This is a genomic window from Vibrio sp. 1727, from assembly GCF_033344415.1.
Lineage (GTDB): Bacteria > Pseudomonadota > Gammaproteobacteria > Enterobacterales > Vibrionaceae > Vibrio > Vibrio alginolyticus.
In genome coordinates this window covers 410013-426134 of sequence record NZ_JAWPOT010000002.1, presented here as the reverse complement: position 1 = coordinate 426134, position 16122 = coordinate 410013, and the positions used below count along the sequence as shown (strand labels likewise).

The following is a 16122-nucleotide window of genomic DNA, read 5'->3' as shown; positions in this document are numbered from 1 at the left end:
AACCACGGTTTATTAAGGCTTTGTTGTACTGCGTCCAGTTAGTTGTTTTGTAACGAGGTTTAGGCATGAGGCTACGATGATTAATGGGTGTAGCCGATCAGATCGTAGCTTCTTGATTTAGTTCCATCGATTTAAGCAACAAAGCCAGCTCGCGGGTGAATAGTTACTATCAAAGAACTGATAGATGAATTAGATGTTTTCACCGTGAATTTAGTTTGCAAGCAATGAAAAGGTTAGTGATGATACTGGGTAAATAAAATTTTATCATAAATAAAGCTTGCCTTTTGAATGGCTTCCTTACGGTTATTTACTTTTAATTTTTTATATATGTTGTAAACATGTGTTTTAACGGTACATTCAGCGATAAATAAATCTTCAGATATCTCACGATTGGATGCGCCTTTGATGACAAGTTTAAATATTTGAATCTCTCTCTTGGTTAAATGAGTCTGTTTCGCTTGCAGCTGTAGTGCATAAGGACGAATGTCGGTTATCATCTCTGTCATTACTTTTCTTGGCAGCCACAGATCACCATCAATTACGCTTTTTAAACAACGCGTAAAGTGCTCTATAGGTGCATCCTGGTAGATAATCCCTTTCAAATCTATGAGATACATTAATTGTGTTTCTGCTACTATCATTTCTCCAATTTCTTTAGGAAAATCATAAATTATCCATTTATTGGATAATACCTGTGATAACGTTACTTGGATATCGATAACCTTTTCTAAGGTTAGATAACTAATAAGAACGAGATCAGAGCTGATGGTCTTAGTAGATTTATTAATTTCTTGTAAGCATTTTCTTTCAAAAGAAAAATAGCCACTTTTGTTTATTTCTTGTATTATAAATTGGTTGCTAATCCCGTCATCGCCTATCAAAAGTATATGCTTTATAGCCCGATTACAATTATGTTCTTGTTCTACATAACTCATAGTTATAATTTCCGTTTTTTATTGTGCTCACTTATAGATTAGTCAATTCTAGGTAACAACGCGGAAGTTTGCCAATGTGGTATTCATATTTTGATATATGTATCGCTTTATGGCTGTTGGGATAAATTAGGTTCGATTGATATCTGCAATGTGTCTTCGTATTGACCTCCAGGTTTTTCTTCTGCGTTACCAATAACAAAGATCAGAGGAATAGGTTGACCAGTCGTAGCAGCGTGACGTGGGATACGTACACTAAATTGTGTAAGATTGACGTAGTCGTTGTCGAAGATAATTTGATAGGGAATATCCCACTTGGGTTCATGTGATTCGTGGCGTAATGCACCATGATTTGATGACTCCAAAACAACCGCATAGGCAGAGTTACTTTGAACCCATAGGTTAGGCGATGAATTGATTACTTTGTTTGAGTGTAACGTTCCTAAGTCAAGGTCATAATGTGGTTGTGATAATCCGTAAAAATGAATTTTCGCTGCTGGTGGTACATCCACAGTGACAGGAAGCAAAGTAGGACTTATTTCTATTTTGCCGTCTATTTGTGCATATGACGTAGCAACTTCTAATACGCCTCGATAGATCCCTGACGTTAACCATTGTTTAGCGGGAAAGCGCATTTGTACGGTTGCAGCAGGTTGGTTCTCGGTCAAAGTAAAGCGCCATTGATTAGCTATTGTGTTACCTGATTGCCCACTCCACTCGAAAAAGAGCGAATCTTGACGGCTACTTTTCAATGATTTACTTGTATCGTCAAGCTGTAAAACTAAGTTCAGTTTGCAGCCCTCACCAATAATATTTGCACTCACACGATAGGTATTGGTTGTTGCAAAACTGCTGTTATTGAAGACATCGTATTTTGCTTGTGTTGATACTGGTTGGATAGACAGAGAGTTAGCTTCACAAGCCCAAACAGAAGGTATATTAGCCAATGGTAGCAAGAACAACGCGCTCCGCTTTAGTTGTTTAATCGACATATAACTCTCCTAATCTGATCAAGGTGTCACTTCGTTCACTAAGATTAATAACTACTGACTCTTGTTCTTTAGTGTCAAGAACGAGTTTGTATTGCCCCGGTTTTAATCCAGAAATCGCAAAAACACCACTACGGTTTGTAAAGAATTCAATTGGTTGTTGCTGTGTTTTACCAAGGTACTGCGCAAAGCCCGCAACAAGTGAAATAGGGCTGTTACTTTGACGATCGAACAGTTTACCAATGACGGTTAATACCGCATCAGAACCAATTTGCAGTTGGAATCCTTTTTTATAGCCAGGTTTAACCCAAAAAGCGCCTTCTCCGAGATCGTAACCGGGTGGTAAGTTTTCCACGTCGTATCCGATCACTTGGCTGCTATAGGCCACAAGGTCAGGAACCAACGCAGAAGAGTCTTCATAGAGATAGACGCGTGCTTGCTTACCGTCTCGGGTAGGGTCGATGGCAATGTCGTTCTCTGCAAGGCTTTCATGTTTATTAATGATGGCAAACGCTTCTCTAACGGGTCTTCCTATTGTCACTGATGACCCTGCAAATGCCACCGCACTACTAAGCTTAAGATCGGTGCTATGATTTCTCGTATTATCACTGATGCTCTCAAGGCGAGAGGTGTGACTCGCGCTTAATTCATAGCGGTTTGCCGTATAGTTAACCCCAAGATTAACATCCGCGTCAGTCTCTTTGTTATTAATGGCACTGGCAAATGCAGAAACGCCGCCAGTGCTTCCAATATTATTTTGATAACTATAATCTAAGGCACTTTCATTGAGTTCTGTTGAATAACGACCAACGACACGTGTTTGTTTGCTGAGTGGCCAACTTAAGGTGAGAGTCGTGCTAATGTCATCGCTCCCCCTCTCGTTATTCTTATAATTAACACGAGCGCTCCACGTGGCGGGTGTATCGAATAATCTTGCAGATAGGCTGGGGCTTACAATCCAATAGTCGTTTTTTTTATCAACGCCAGCTCGATAATTTAGAGTAACAGCCGCGCGTAATGAACGTGAAAGATAGATGGATCCAAAAGCACTAGCATAATGAGTCGTTAAATTAATATCACTGCTTGATGCTTCATATGCCGATATTCCACTGAAGCTATTGCTTAAATATTCATAACTGAGGCTTAACTGTGGCTCTAGTGAGTTTGATTTAGAAAATTCGGCATCGAATGCTACTTTATAAGCGTCACCGCGACCATAAATCGGATGATCACTGTGTGAAGCGTTTAATTCAGTAATGCCTAGTTTAGAAGCGAAAAGTGCGCTAGCACCATATTGGTATAGGTTTTCACGCACTTGAGAATTAACTCCTAAGGTTAACCAAGGTGAGACACCAACATCGAGATAACCGTGAAAAATACGTTCATCCGTGAGGTATTCTAATTGTTTATTTTGGATTTCTGATGGAACGCCATACATGATACTGTATTCGAATTCGCCACTGTTTAATAAATCATTACCGGTCGCAATCGAAAATTCAATGCGTTCTTCATTTCCTGAACGATCAGTAATAACGAGCTCAATATCATTGTTTCCTTGTGCTAGTGGAATATCACTGAGATTATAACTGCCCGCACCAAGGGTTAATCTTTGTACAGGGATGCCATCGATATACACATCGACATTAGACGTGCGCTGGAGTGTGAATGATTGACTTGCACGAGGGCGTACATTTTTGGTGGGTATAAGAGTGAAGTCACGCGTCACGCCAACTCCCAAAATGTCTGTTCCATCTTGAAAAGCTTGACCACTGTTGTACATATCGCCTATTACTACTCGAGTACCTTGTTGGGGGTAATCGATATTAAGGCGTGTGCCTTCTCTAATGTAGCTTGAACCGGTTAGAGAACCATTTTCTATAAAGGATTCATATTCAAAATTAAGCATGCTTAGATTGAATGCTGAGTCGAATCGACTGCGATATAGGCTTTCTCGAGCAGAGTCTTCGTCGACAAATTGACTTTCATTGGCGGAAAGCGACACATTCACATAGCCACTCAAAAGGCTTGGCTTCGCATAATTATATAAATTTCCCGCTTCGCTCATAGATAAATTCTGTGTCAGGCTGGACTGTGGTGGGATTGTCAAGACACATTCTAATGAAGCAAAATCAAAGGTTAAACTTACCCCTGTTTGTGCGAAGTGCTGTTGAGACAATATGTCATCACCACTGGATTCTTTAAGCGCATTTATTACCTCTTGTGTCACAACTGACGTTAGGAGAGACAGGGTGTCCTCTTTGGGTAATAAAATTTGGTTGTCTGCCGTAATGGTGATGTCTGCTTCACCTAATATAGTATCACTGACCCTTAGTAAAGAGGTGAGTTTAATATCTCGGCCAGTTGGATTAAGCACCATTTCTTGGCTGTGGGCAGCAGAATTTATTATGAATAGAACCAAGCAGCACATGAAAGTGGGCGTAACCAACGTGCGCATGATCTTAAAAATGTCAGTTTTCATAACCATGATATATGCCAACGGGTAATTGAATCGAAGAAGAATGTACAGTAATAGTAGAATGAGGCGGAACAAACTGCTCACCCAGCGCCTTATGCACGGTCTGATTAATATCATCAGGAAGGTTGTCGAACCTGAGTAATGAAGTGAAGGTAAATCGATTCCCGGTGTTAGTGAGCGTTAAACTACCATGTTCACCAATATGTAACTTTATGTCCGGTTGAAGAGAAGACGAGTGAACGTGTAACAGTGCATTGTAGTGGATCTGTAGATTAATCCCAGTAGACAAACCATTCACCTTTTCAACTTGAGTACTGCTTCGATTTATATCGGCGGTGCTAAAGCGGATAAAGTAACTTTGCGACATTTCGAGAGGCACTTTACTTAGCCATTGTATTCTAAATGTTTGACGCTTTCCGGGCGCGAGCATTGCTGCGGGCGGAAACACCAAAATGTCTTCATTTGGTGAGCTAGACGTAGACGTTTCAAACGTACCATTAGGCGCAAATGTCAAACGTCGAACGTTGGCTTCAAGTGCGAGCGTTTTGGTTGAGTTGTTGGAAACTACCAACTGCGAAGTTAGTTGATGATCCGTATTTAGCTCAATGACCGTGGGGGAGAGTGTAATTCCAAACGCTTGAGTATATATAAAGCACACTATCACTCCGGCTAATAAACGCCATTGCATCGTTACTCCTCCTGTTCAATATCAATTGATAGTGTACGAATGTTGAAGTTCTCGAGTGGCAACATTTCAAAAGAACGTTTGGAGTGGGGCAATACTAACGTCCCTGAGATACGTTGTGAAATTTCATTTCCTTTTAAATAAGTAGATTGAGTGCCATCGGATACTTTCCACGTCGTGTTGGTTAATCGTCCGTAACTGTTGCCGCTATTCAGCACATCTAGAACCCAATTGTCTTTGTCGTTTTGTTTTATACTTGTGACGGAAAACTGGGGCGAGGTGTTTTGCGGACGAACATTGATGAGCGTGTTGAATCGAAGAAGTAAACTCACTTGGCCTTGATTGCTGCTGGCTCGTTCCACTTTAACTTGTTTAACCGCAACCCGATACGCTTTAGATTCAGTGATGGATGGATCGCCTAAGTAACGAATCATAACTGATTGTGCCCGGCCTGGTTCTATAATGGCAGTGACGGGTATGACCAATAATTCTTCATCCGCAGGCACAATGGTCTCGTTACCATATTCATCCATGGTCATGAAATAGGGTTGTAGTTCTACCGTCAATGGCACAGTAGAGGTATTCTCCACCCGCATCGTCATTTGAGCACGTTTCCCTAATGGTGCCATCTCGGCAGACATCGGTTCTACTTTAAAAGCATGTGCGAACATACACGTAAACGACAAAAAGAAAAATGTGAACCAACGAATCATAGCAGTGAGCTCCATCAAAAAAATCTTACATGACAATAAAGGAGGAGGCGAAATACGCCCCCTCATTCTGTACGTTTAGTTTGAGGTGATATTCACAGTTAATGTGTCAGAGTAGCCACCAGCCCAAGGAGATGTCTCGGTAGTAACAATGTCAATTGATGCACCTACACCAGTAGCCAAATTGCCTGAACCACCATAAGATTGAGAAGCTGAAACATCGTTTAGACCAGGGCCACCCGGTGCGTTCAATGTAAAGGATGCTAAACCGCCAGCAGGGTTAAATGTTGCGTCATATTTTAGAGCAAAGTCTTCATTATCATCCGACTCCAAACCACCTTCCGCACTGGTCATGGTAACGGTCGCACCATCTGCATCATTACATTTCAATTCCAGACCACCTACACTAACGCTTTGAATTGTTGAGACGTTACCAAAGTCAATTAACTGTGTGGCAAGGCCAGTCACTTCACAAACAGGTGATACATAACCAACTAACTGAACGTCACCTGGAGCGGCGTAAGCGTTAGCACCAAAAATAGCGGTTACAGCAGCTGCACAGAGTGTTAGCTTTTTCATAAGAAATTCCTTTCACTTTTGATTGTTGGCTCAATTACGGCTGAGCGTATATTGCTCTGCAGTTATTTGCAGAGTTCCTACTTTGTTACGCTATGAATTGAAGGGTATACTTCAATTTCAATAACGTCATGATAATAACCCGCATAAAGCAAGTTATTTTCGAGCGTTACCCTAAGTACTCCTCGTTGAGTAAAAGGAATAACACCAGAGCTGTCTATCATTGCGGGCGAAAGCAATTGTCTACTAAGTCGACTTTCATTTAATCGAAGCTCATCGACTTGCAACGATAATTCGTAATTTTCAATTAATTCAACGCCCTGATGTTCATATTTAAGGCCACCATATTGAGAATTGATGGTGATCCCCAAAGGGCGATTGCAATATAGTGAGAAGGGCAATGATTGCGTCTTCTGCTCAGAAAAGGTCATCACATTGCCTGATAAAAAAGTAATCTCACAACGATCTTTAATTTGACCTGCTAACCCCATGGTCAAGGTGTTCGCACGGACATAGAAAGGGATCGATAGGCTCATAACCGTTAGCGTTATCACGAATCTACGAAGAGTAAAAAATATTTTAGTCATTTACTCGCCCCTATCTGTTCAATTGCATTCGTTGTTTAACAATTCAAACTATAGAAAGCACAGACTTTGGCATAGTAGTAAAAAAAGTTGATTATTAATGGAGAGTAGGAGAAATAGTATGAGTTTAGTTAAAAGAAATGAGCCCATTTGTTTGCAATAGGTTGATATAAAATGAGTTGTATTTATTGAGGTTAAAAGTTAGCGAATAAAGAATATTTTACTTATTGTAAATGTCTGATTTATAAACTAGCAGAAGTATGCGTTTACGATATGTTTTCAGGCAACGAATTGCTAGTACAAAAAGGGGATAGGAATCGACATTTCTGGTATTAATTTATACAAATAGGTGGATTTATCTCCAGTCAGTTGATAAATAGAATATTTTTTGTTGACCAGATAAATTAATCCGTTAAAGTACGCCTCGTTCTCACGGCAAAGGTCGCTGAGACAGATGGTGTCTAACCCATCGCATGATTGCGTTGCCCTGGTGGTGGAATTGGTAGACACAAGGGATTTAAAATCCCTCGGCGTTCGCGCTGTGCCGGTTCAAGTCCGGCCCGGGGCACCATCAAAATCTTTGGTGACAGAGATACAAAATCAGAAAGGCGCCTTGGCAGAGTGGCTATGCAGCGGATTGCAAATCCGTGGACCTCGGTTCGACTCCGGGAGGCGCCTCCATTCTTTTACTTGTCCATGAGTTCCGATAGTAACCTGTAGGATCTCAACTTCTCAGATTGTTCAAACACCATCGTGTTTACCATAATTTCATCTGCCCCAGTGCGTTCCAAAAGTTTCTCAATTTTCTGTCTTACATATGTTTGATCACCATGGATAGATTCACGTAATTGAGTTTCAACGTGAAGCTTTTCCTGTGCTGACCATAGTGGTGCCATACTTTTCACTGGTGCGCGAAGTTTTTCGCGATTGCCGCGAATCATTTTTAAGAATTTTTGCTTCTCTGTTGTCGCGAGAAAATCTGCATGTGACTGAGTATCCGCTACGATAACGTTGGCACAAATCATCACATAGGGTTGAGCTAAATGCTCGGATGGGACAAACTCATCTCGATAAAAGTTTAGAGCACGAGACATTGCATCTGGAGCAAAGTGTGCAGCAAATGCGAAAGGTAAGCCTCTCTTAGCTGCTAAACGTGCGCTGTATGTACTCGACCCCAGAAGCCAAATCGGCAGAGATGTGTTGTTACCTGGATAAGCCGCGACTGGTTGATTTCGAGATACGGGACCAAGAAAGAAATTAAGTTCCTCCAACAGCTCTTCAAAGTCAGGATCCATATGCTCTGGTTCCCGCCTTAATGCATGCATTGTTTGGTAGTCGGTGCCTGGTGCGCGTCCTAATCCGAGGTCAATACGACCAGGGTATAATGCCTCTAACGTTCCGAATTGCTCTGCAATAACTAGTGGTGCATGGTTAGGTAACATGATTCCACCTGATCCTAAACGGATCGAGTTCGTGTGCGCTCCAATATGACTGAGTAATACACTGGTTGCGGCACTGGCGATGTCGGGCATGTTATGGTGTTCAGCCATCCAAAACCGATGATAGCCCCAGGACTCGATTGATTGAGCTAATTCAACGGAGCGTTCGAACGTTTCGGTGAAGTTTGTTCCGTCGGACACGGGTGCCAAATCCAGAACAGATAAACGAGGAAAAGACATAGGATAGTTATAGCCTGTTAATGAATCTTAACTATCATATGGTGGTGAAAGTTGACGTTTAAAAGGGGAGGATTAACCATTCACAATGGATTATTTTTCTTCAATGCCTGGAGAGCGTTTAGCTTACGAGTTTAGCTTTTGCTATGTGATAAAAGCGGCTTTATTACTGTAAGTGGCCACAGTGGTCGATGTCGTTGAATATTCGCATGTAGAACGTTTCCACAGCTACTTTAGATTAAAATATAGGCCTCTTTAACAGCGAACTGCTGTTGTCGACAATAGTGAACGAGCTAGCTTTAGAACGTTTTGACTGATACATAGACTTGTCTGCCGCTGTTAATAATTCATGTACATTCGACCCATGCTCAGGATAGAGTGCAATACCAATGCTAGCTCCGACGCATAACTCTTTACCTTTAAAATGAATTACTTTTTCTATTTCTTGGATATAGCGTAGTGCACATGCAGACAGAGACGTACCTGTTGTGTGTGAACGATGAATAATAATAAATTCATCTCCACCAAAGCGGCCTACCATGTCTGATTCGTCGATAATACTTGATAATCTACTAGCTACAGATTTTAACACTGCATCACCTGCCTCATGGCCATGGCTATCGTTAATATCCTTAAATAAATTTAAATCTATAAAAAACAAACTAAACCTATTCTCACTGCCTCTGAAATTACGCGTAAGCTGGATCAAATGTTTTTCTATTGCTCGACGATTGTAGATATTAGTTAAGGAGTCGTGCTCAGACAAAAATACCAAACTTTCTTTTTGACGATTTAGAACTGAAGTTTGATTCTCTACTTCTTCTTTAAGTTTTGATTTTGATATTGTTGTGTGGTTTAACAATGCCGCCATTTTATTGAAGTAACAAGACAGATTTTCAAATTCCGTGAATTGATTTTCTGAAGGGATTTTATAGTCAAAATTTGACCTGCTTAATTGTTTTATTCCATTTATAAACCTTTGAAAGCTTCTCTTGAACTTTATTTTTATATAAAAGCATAATAGCATAACAACCAGAGAGATAAAAATAATACCTGCTTGAGTGTAATAATTTAAATTTTGTAGTTTTGTAGACTTATTATTAAGTATTTTTTTATAAATATATATTATTTCATTATTCATATCCTGGGATACAATGTTTATTCTGGATTGTATGACAGGATTTGATTTATTATAATTTACAACTGAATCATAATGGCGATCTTTGTCTAGTAAATGATTATTTTCGTATTGAACTAAAAAATACAGTTCGAGATTCATTTTTTTTAGGTCTTTAGTAAGGTATAAAACATCTTCATTTTGAGATAATAATTCGTTTAATTTGTTATGAGAAATCATGAATTGTGTGAAATTGTTTTTTCCTCTATTTTGAGTGTAAGCCCAAAGATAACTACTTAATGACTCTAATGATATTTGTATGTCCATTATTTGGTTTAATTGTTTCTTGGCTTTATAATCTTCTATTTTTATGAAGCTTATGTATACTATAACGCTGATACATAGTATTACGCTTAGACTGAATAGTGATGCTAAATAGTGGTTTAACGAACGATGCATTTTAATCTAGACCATCAAAATATGAATTGATATAGTTTTCTTTAAATATTTTTCTGTAATTTGGAATCTGTCCTTCTACATAGTTTTGTTTTAATGCCCAATTAGCTTCTGATTGTAATGTAAATAATAAAGAATTCGTTAAATTTAATCGAAAGTTATAATCATCCCAACTCCAAGATATTTCTTCAACTGTTATGTTAAGTTTTTGTGATAGTATTTTCATTGTTAAATGAGGGTTTTTATCCATCCAGTTAATTGAGTGATGAAGTGACTTTATTATTTTCATTACTTCTTGATCTGATTTTTCAATGTGTATTTCTTTTGATACAAGCAAAAAGTAAAGTTTATACACGCCAATAATTCCTATGTTCTTTACTTCTTCATTTATTCTATTCTTGGCCATAAATCCGTATGGCTCCCAAGTAGATATTGCATCGACGTTTCCTTGCATTAAATGATTTATAATAACCTGCGTTGTTGATGATATTTTTTCTACTTTTTCTAAATCAATGTCATTTACCTGTAGCAACAAGTCTAAGTAATATTCGCTAGCGCTCTTTTTTATTACACCAACCTTTTTTCCTGGTAATTTATCTATACTTTCTATGCCAGACCGCTTTTTAGTTAGCAGCTTAATATCATTCGTAGAAGATGCAAAAGAAGTGATTAATGCTAAATCTTTGTATTCAAAGCTTTTAAACATCAGTACGCTTTCAGAAAAAGTGGCGTAATTAACATGGTTTTCTAGAAGTAGGTTTGAACATTCGACCCCTCCAAAGCACATGATAAGTTCGACGTTTAAATCGTTTTCTTCAAACGCACCTATGTGCTCTGCAATGATAAAAGGGGCTGACAGAGGCGTCTTAGATATACCGATTGTTGTAGGTTTGTGGATAGCATTTGATACCGTTGTTAATTTTAAATAAGCAACTACTAATGCAGAAAGAACTAAAATTATGATAACTGTAGAAATCTGTTTTGTATCCATCAAAAACAACTCCCTTCATAATAGTAGTAATTAATCTATCAGTTAAATGAGTGTAGTTGCTTATTGGGTTGATGCTAGGAGAGGAGGGGATTTATTTGTATCGTGCCAAATTTATGAGTACCTAGGGGTAATTTCGGTAACTGGCTTAGATATAAAGAATTTATCTTGAGTTAGTTCAAGTTGTAGCAAATGACTGATTTCATAACATGATGATTTATGGAGAGATATCAACTTTTTAAGTTGAAAAATTGTACTCCATTTTTGCCATTTTTCTTTATCTCATACATTGCGTGATCGGCTTTTTGATACACTTCATTAAACGGTTGCTTTCCTTTGTTAAAGAGACAAACACCGATACTCATTCCTATCGTTACTTTATGTAAGTCTTGATTTATCGCTGGAATGATTGAATCTAAGAGTTGATTGCAAAGTTGGGATATTTCCTCTCGACTTGAATGCCAGTTTAAGATAACAAATTCATCGCCTCCTATGCGTCCAACTTGAGACTTGCTTGACGCAAGCTCTGTTAAGCTATTGGCGATATTGATGAGGAGGGTGTCGCCAGTATGATGGCCTAGCTGGTCGTTAACTGCTTTAAAATTATCTATATCAACAAACACTAAAGCAGACTGCTGAGACGGTTCGGTTTGAGGTTGATGATTAAAGTTTTCCTCAATTGCTTTTCTATTTAACAATCCAGTCAATGGATCACTCGAAGCCAACTTGGCCAGTTGCTGCTCATAACGCTTTTCTTTTGTAATATCGATATGAGTACCCATCATCCGTAGTGGTTCGCCATCAGAACCATACTCGACGATGCGCCCTCGATCGTAGACCCAGCTATCACTGCCGTCTTTATGAATCATGCGATGCACTACCTCATAAAGGTCGGTCTTGCCTGCTAGGTGATCTTCAAATGCACCCACCGCAAGATCATAATCTTCAGGGTGGAGATTGTTTTTCCACGTTTCAACCGTCGCGGTTAACTCATGGGGCTGATAACCTAGCATTTTTCCCCACTGCATATTGAATATCGTCAAAGTACCTAAAGGAATATGCTGCTCCCACAAACACAGTCCATTACTGTCGAGTGCAGCATTCAACTTTTCTTGTAGTCGCGCATTCTTCCGCTTCAGCTCTTCATTTTCTTTTTCTAAGCAGGCAATTCGAGTTAGATATTCTTCCATTTTGCGCATAATTTACGTCGTTTTCGGAGCGACAATATACGAAAAATACTTTGCAGCTTCTATGATTGAGCTTGGAGATATAAATATTGAATATGCGGTAAATAATAAAGAATCGGTGATGTTACTTAAGAGCAGTAAAGTAAATGCTTGGAAAACAAAGAAGGAAATAGGGGGTAAGCGAGGGGCTCTCCTGGTGCAAAGTCTTAAATGGAGGCCTTTGCACCGGGACTACTGAGGGTTAGCGGTTTAGTGCACCACAACGCTCAGGTTGGTATGTGATATCGACAATTTCAATTGTCTTCACTTGATTATTTGGCATTGGCCAGTCAAGTTTTTGGCCGACAGACAAACCGATCAGTGCGCTGCCTACGGGTGCAAAAATAGAGATATCATCACTGCTTTTCAGTTCAGAAGGGTAAACCAGTGTCTTTGTCATGGTTCTATCTTCACCTGAAAATTTAAACTCTACAGTCGAGTTCATCGTGACCACGTTATCTGGCATTTGTTCTGGCTCAAGAACTGTTGCTCGGTCGAGCTCTGCTTCTAATTCCACAAGCTCCGCTGCGATGTTTGGCATTTTATCCAACAAAGCCGTGATTCGGTTCATATCTAAGCTTGAGATGTAGATAGAATTGTTTTCTGACATTTTATGACTCCCAAATAAAAGGCCGCCTCACAAAAATGGGACGGCACTCTATATGTCAATTACGGTATCAATCATATGGACGCTATTCCATATGAACTAAACCTGATTTTAGTCTTTATAGTGCGACTTAGCTAGTAAAAAATTTTTGTTGTGAAGCTTGATTTTTCTAAATCTTTCAATCACTTCAGATATTGTTCTCTGATCACCTTGAAACGGTGAAGTCAAGTGAGTGCGTCGTTTAGAAGCAAAGCAGGATTTATCGTAGGTGTGCTCGGTTTCGATGGTCAGCCTAACTTCATAAAAGCAAAACGGTATAGTCCGTTGCTAGCATGGCTTCGGTTATCTCAGTTTGTTAAAACTACCAATATCCGTTAATAAATTACTTTTTATTTCGCAATAGTCAGATAAATACGTTCATCTACCCCTTTAGGGTAGTTTGAAATTGTAATTGATTTACATCATGTATTAATTTTCTTTCACAATTAACAATGAGCTCAGTGATAAGAACCTAACCCTTAGGAATTATAATGAGCAAGTTGAAGCTAGTAGTCATCGGTAACGGTATGGTAGGGCACCGTTATATTGAAGACTTAGTCGAGAAAGCTGATATGTCTAATATAGACATTACGGTTTTCTGTGAAGAACCTCGTGTCGCATACGACCGTGTGCACCTTTCCTCTTACTTTTCTCACCATACTGCAGATGAACTTTCTTTAGTAAAAGAAGGCTTCTACGAGAAACACGGTATTAACATGCTGATCGGCGAACGCGCGATTAACATCAACCGTGAAAACCGCATTGTTTACTCAAGCACTGGCCGTGAAGTTCAATACGACAAGCTGATTCTTGCTACTGGCTCATTCCCATTTGTTCCACCTATCAAAGGTCACGAAAGCAAAGACTGTTTTGTTTACCGTACTATCGAAGATCTTAAAGCGATCGAAGCGTGTGCGAAGAAGAGCAAATCAGGCGTTGTTGTCGGTGGTGGTCTGCTAGGCCTTGAAGCAGCAGGCGCACTGAAAGCACTGGGTGTAGAAACGCACGTTGTTGAGTTCGCGCCAAAACTAATGGCTGAGCAACTTGACCTGGCTGGTGGTAACCAGCTTCGTCAAAAGATCGAGCGTATGGGCGTGAACGTTCACACCAGCAAAAATACGCTTGAGATTGCGCCAGAAGGCACAAACGCACGCAACGTTATGCGTTTTGCTGACGGTTCAGAACTAGAAACAGACTTCATCGTATTCTCTGCAGGTATTCGTCCACAAGACAAACTAGCACGCCAAATGGAGCTAGAAGTGGCACCTCGTGGCGGTGTTGCTATCAACGATCATTGTCAGACTTCTGATGAGAACATCTACGCGATTGGTGAGTGTGCGTCTTGGAACGAAATGTTCTACGGCCTTGTTGCTCCTGGCTACAAGATGGCGACAGTTGCCGTTGATCACCTACTAGGTAACACAGAAAGCAAATTCGAAGGCGCTGACATGTCTGCGAAGCTGAAACTTCTAGGTGTAAAAGTAGGTTCAATCGGTGACGCGAACGGTCGTACTGAAGGTTGTAAGAGTTACGTTTACCAGAACGAAGAACAAGAAGTTTACAAACGTCTTATCGTTTCTAAAGACAACAAGAAACTGCTTGGCGCGGTTATGGTTGGCGATACGTCTGACTACGGCGACCTGCTTCAACTTATGTTGAACGAAATCGACCTACCAGAACACCCAGATGCGTTGATCCTTCCTGCACACGCAGGCGCTGAGAAACCAGCACTAGGTGCAGATGCTCTACCAGAAAGTGCAGTGATCTGCTCTTGTTTCGACGTAACCAAAGGCAAGATCGCACAAGCGGTTGCTGATGGTCACCACACATTGGGCGACATCAAAGCCGTGACGGGCGCGGGTACAGGCTGTGGTGGTTGTATTCCCCTAGTGACGTCTGTTCTAAATGCTGAGCTTGCTAAATCTGGTATCGAAGTGAAGAACGACGTGTGTGAGCACTTTGCATACTCACGCCAAGAGCTGTTCCACCTAATCCGTATTGAAGAGATCAAAACGTTTGATGAGCTTCTAGAGAAATACGGTAAAGGTTACGGCTGTGAAGTTTGTAAACCACTGGCTGGTTCTATCTTGGCTTCTTGCTGGGGTGAGCACATCCTTAAGCCACAACTGGTTAAGCTGCACGACACGAACGATAACTTCCTAGGTAACATCCAAAAAGACGGTACTTACTCTGTTATCCCACGTATGGCGGGTGGTGAAGTAACACCTCAAGCATTGGGTGCGCTAGCGAACGTTGCTGCAGAATACAACCTATACACCAAAGTAACCGGTGCTCAACGTATTGGTCTGTTCGGTGCTCAAAAAGACGATCTTCCAGAGATCTGGCGCAAGCTTATCGATGCTGGCTTCGAAACAGGTCAAGCGTACGCAAAAGCACTTCGTATGGCCAAGACATGTGTGGGCTCTACTTGGTGTCGTTACGGTGTTCAAGACTCTGTTGGTCTAGGTTCTTACATCGAGAACCGTTACAAAGGCATTCGTACACCTCATAAGATGAAGTTCGGTGTTTCTGGCTGTACTCGTGAGTGTGCGGAAGCACAAGGTAAAGACCTTGGTATTATCGCGACTGACGCAGGTTGGAACATGTACGTATGTGGTAACGGTGGTATGAAACCTCGTCACGCAGACCTACTTGCAAGTGACCTAGATAAAGAAACGCTAATCAAGTACATCGACTGCTTCATGATGTTCTACATCCGTACTGCTGCGCCACTACAACGCACATCAGTTTGGATGGAAAACATGGAAGGTGGCGTTGACTACCTACGCGAAGTGATTGTTGAAGACAAACTTGGCATCAACACTCAACTAGAAGCTGACGTAGCGAAGCTTGTAGACGAGTACGAGTGTGAGTGGACTGCGACCATCAACGACGAATCACAACTGACTCGTTTCGCGCACTTCATCAACTCTGACAAGCGCGATGAAAACGTCGTGTTTGTACAAGAGCGCGAACAGCACCGCCCAGCAACCTTCACGGAAAAACACCCTGAAGCGAAAGGCGACATCCTACACGTAGCGATCACTGAAGCATAAGGGAA

The 16122-nt window shown here is 40.6% G+C and carries 13 protein-coding genes and 2 tRNA genes; 3 read left to right on the top strand and 12 right to left on the bottom strand.

Annotated elements, in window-relative coordinates:
• Positions 1-233 precede the first annotated feature (233 nt).
• From R8O10_RS04285 to R8O10_RS04255, 7 genes are all read right to left on the bottom strand, one after another.
• On the bottom strand, positions 234-935 hold the full coding sequence (locus tag R8O10_RS04285; RefSeq protein WP_169643992.1) for a response regulator transcription factor: 702 nt from the start codon (positions 933-935) through the stop codon (positions 234-236).
• Between the two features lie 107 nt (positions 936-1042).
• On the bottom strand, positions 1043-1924 hold the full coding sequence (locus R8O10_RS04280) for a hypothetical protein (RefSeq protein WP_169643994.1): 882 nt from the start codon (positions 1922-1924) through the stop codon (positions 1043-1045).
• Positions 1914-4298, bottom strand: coding sequence for a fimbria/pilus outer membrane usher protein (locus R8O10_RS04275; RefSeq protein WP_169644015.1), 2385 nt, complete (start codon positions 4296-4298; stop codon positions 1914-1916). Before R8O10_RS04275 ends, R8O10_RS04280 begins: the two co-directional genes overlap by 11 nt.
• Before the next feature lie 91 nt (positions 4299-4389).
• Positions 4390-5085: a fimbria/pilus periplasmic chaperone gene (locus tag R8O10_RS04270; protein ID WP_169643996.1), complete on the bottom strand. Its 696-nt coding sequence runs from the start codon at positions 5083-5085 to the stop codon at positions 4390-4392.
• A gap of 2 nt (positions 5086-5087) precedes the next feature.
• Positions 5088-5795: a molecular chaperone gene (locus tag R8O10_RS04265; protein WP_169643998.1), complete on the bottom strand. Its 708-nt coding sequence runs from the start codon at positions 5793-5795 to the stop codon at positions 5088-5090.
• Between the two features lie 75 nt (positions 5796-5870).
• Positions 5871-6371 carry a hypothetical protein gene (locus R8O10_RS04260; protein ID WP_169644000.1) on the bottom strand — a complete coding sequence of 167 codons (501 nt, stop codon included), beginning with the start codon at positions 6369-6371 and terminating at the stop codon, positions 5871-5873.
• A 77-nt stretch (positions 6372-6448) separates the two neighbouring features.
• On the bottom strand, positions 6449-6955 hold the full coding sequence (locus tag R8O10_RS04255) for a hypothetical protein (protein WP_225492135.1): 507 nt from the start codon (positions 6953-6955) through the stop codon (positions 6449-6451).
• Between the two features lie 481 nt (positions 6956-7436).
• On the opposite strand from R8O10_RS04255, the gene R8O10_RS04250 reads away from it, so the two are divergent.
• Together R8O10_RS04250 and R8O10_RS04245 are read left to right on the top strand one after the other, a co-directional pair.
• Positions 7437-7523: transfer RNA gene (locus R8O10_RS04250), tRNA-Leu, on the top strand.
• Positions 7524-7559: 36 nt separating this feature from the next.
• Positions 7560-7633: transfer RNA gene (locus tag R8O10_RS04245), tRNA-Cys, on the top strand.
• A gap of 5 nt (positions 7634-7638) precedes the next feature.
• On the opposite strand, the gene R8O10_RS04240 is transcribed toward R8O10_RS04245, so the two are convergent.
• The 5 genes from R8O10_RS04240 to rnk form a co-directional block, all read right to left on the bottom strand.
• On the bottom strand, positions 7639-8631 hold the full coding sequence (locus R8O10_RS04240; protein ID WP_005376038.1) for an LLM class flavin-dependent oxidoreductase: 993 nt from the start codon (positions 8629-8631) through the stop codon (positions 7639-7641).
• 235 nt (positions 8632-8866) lie between these two features.
• The gene (locus R8O10_RS04235; protein WP_318191136.1) at positions 8867-10072 is read right to left on the bottom strand and encodes a diguanylate cyclase domain-containing protein; all 1206 of its coding nucleotides are present in this window, start codon (positions 10070-10072) and stop codon (positions 8867-8869) included.
• Between the two features lie 133 nt (positions 10073-10205).
• Entirely contained in the window at positions 10206-11192 is a 987-nt protein-coding gene (locus R8O10_RS04230) for an ABC transporter substrate-binding protein (protein ID WP_054579963.1), read from the bottom strand.
• 227 nt (positions 11193-11419) lie between these two features.
• Entirely contained in the window at positions 11420-12379 is a 960-nt protein-coding gene (locus tag R8O10_RS04225; protein ID WP_318191139.1) for a GGDEF domain-containing protein, read from the bottom strand.
• A gap of 238 nt (positions 12380-12617) precedes the next feature.
• Complete coding sequence (gene rnk, locus R8O10_RS04220) at positions 12618-13025, bottom strand: nucleoside diphosphate kinase regulator (protein ID WP_005390213.1); 408 nt, start codon at positions 13023-13025, stop codon at positions 12618-12620.
• Positions 13026-13552: 527 nt separating this feature from the next.
• On the opposite strand from rnk, the gene nirB reads away from it, so the two are divergent.
• Positions 13553-16117: a nitrite reductase large subunit NirB gene (gene nirB, locus R8O10_RS04215; protein ID WP_318191135.1), complete on the top strand. Its 2565-nt coding sequence runs from the start codon at positions 13553-13555 to the stop codon at positions 16115-16117.
• Positions 16118-16122 lie beyond the last annotated feature (5 nt).

Excerpts from the sequence above, each read along its gene's own strand:
- R8O10_RS04260 (WP_169644000.1), bottom strand. The coding sequence starts at position 6,371 with ATGAAAAAGCTAACACTCTGTGCAGCTGCTGTAACCGCTATTTTTGGT.
- R8O10_RS04230 (WP_054579963.1), bottom strand. The coding sequence starts at position 11,192 with ATGGATACAAAACAGATTTCTACAGTTATCATAATTTTAGTTCTTTCT.
- R8O10_RS04265 (WP_169643998.1), bottom strand. The coding sequence starts at position 5,795 with ATGATTCGTTGGTTCACATTTTTCTTTTTGTCGTTTACGTGTATGTTC.
- rnk (WP_005390213.1), bottom strand. The coding sequence starts at position 13,025 with ATGTCAGAAAACAATTCTATCTACATCTCAAGCTTAGATATGAACCGA.
- R8O10_RS04285 (WP_169643992.1), bottom strand. The coding sequence starts at position 935 with ATGAGTTATGTAGAACAAGAACATAATTGTAATCGGGCTATAAAGCAT.
- R8O10_RS04270 (WP_169643996.1), bottom strand. The coding sequence starts at position 5,085 with ATGCAATGGCGTTTATTAGCCGGAGTGATAGTGTGCTTTATATATACT.
- R8O10_RS04240 (WP_005376038.1), bottom strand. The coding sequence starts at position 8,631 with ATGTCTTTTCCTCGTTTATCTGTTCTGGATTTGGCACCCGTGTCCGAC.
- R8O10_RS04235 (WP_318191136.1), bottom strand. The coding sequence starts at position 10,072 with ATGGACATACAAATATCATTAGAGTCATTAAGTAGTTATCTTTGGGCT.
- R8O10_RS04280 (WP_169643994.1), bottom strand. The coding sequence starts at position 1,924 with ATGTCGATTAAACAACTAAAGCGGAGCGCGTTGTTCTTGCTACCATTG.
- R8O10_RS04225 (WP_318191139.1), bottom strand. The coding sequence starts at position 12,379 with ATGGAAGAATATCTAACTCGAATTGCCTGCTTAGAAAAAGAAAATGAA.
- R8O10_RS04275 (WP_169644015.1), bottom strand. The coding sequence starts at position 4,298 with ATGGTGCTTAATCCAACTGGCCGAGATATTAAACTCACCTCTTTACTA.
- R8O10_RS04255 (WP_225492135.1), bottom strand. The coding sequence starts at position 6,955 with ATGACTAAAATATTTTTTACTCTTCGTAGATTCGTGATAACGCTAACG.
- nirB (WP_318191135.1), top strand. The coding sequence starts at position 13,553 with ATGAGCAAGTTGAAGCTAGTAGTCATCGGTAACGGTATGGTAGGGCAC.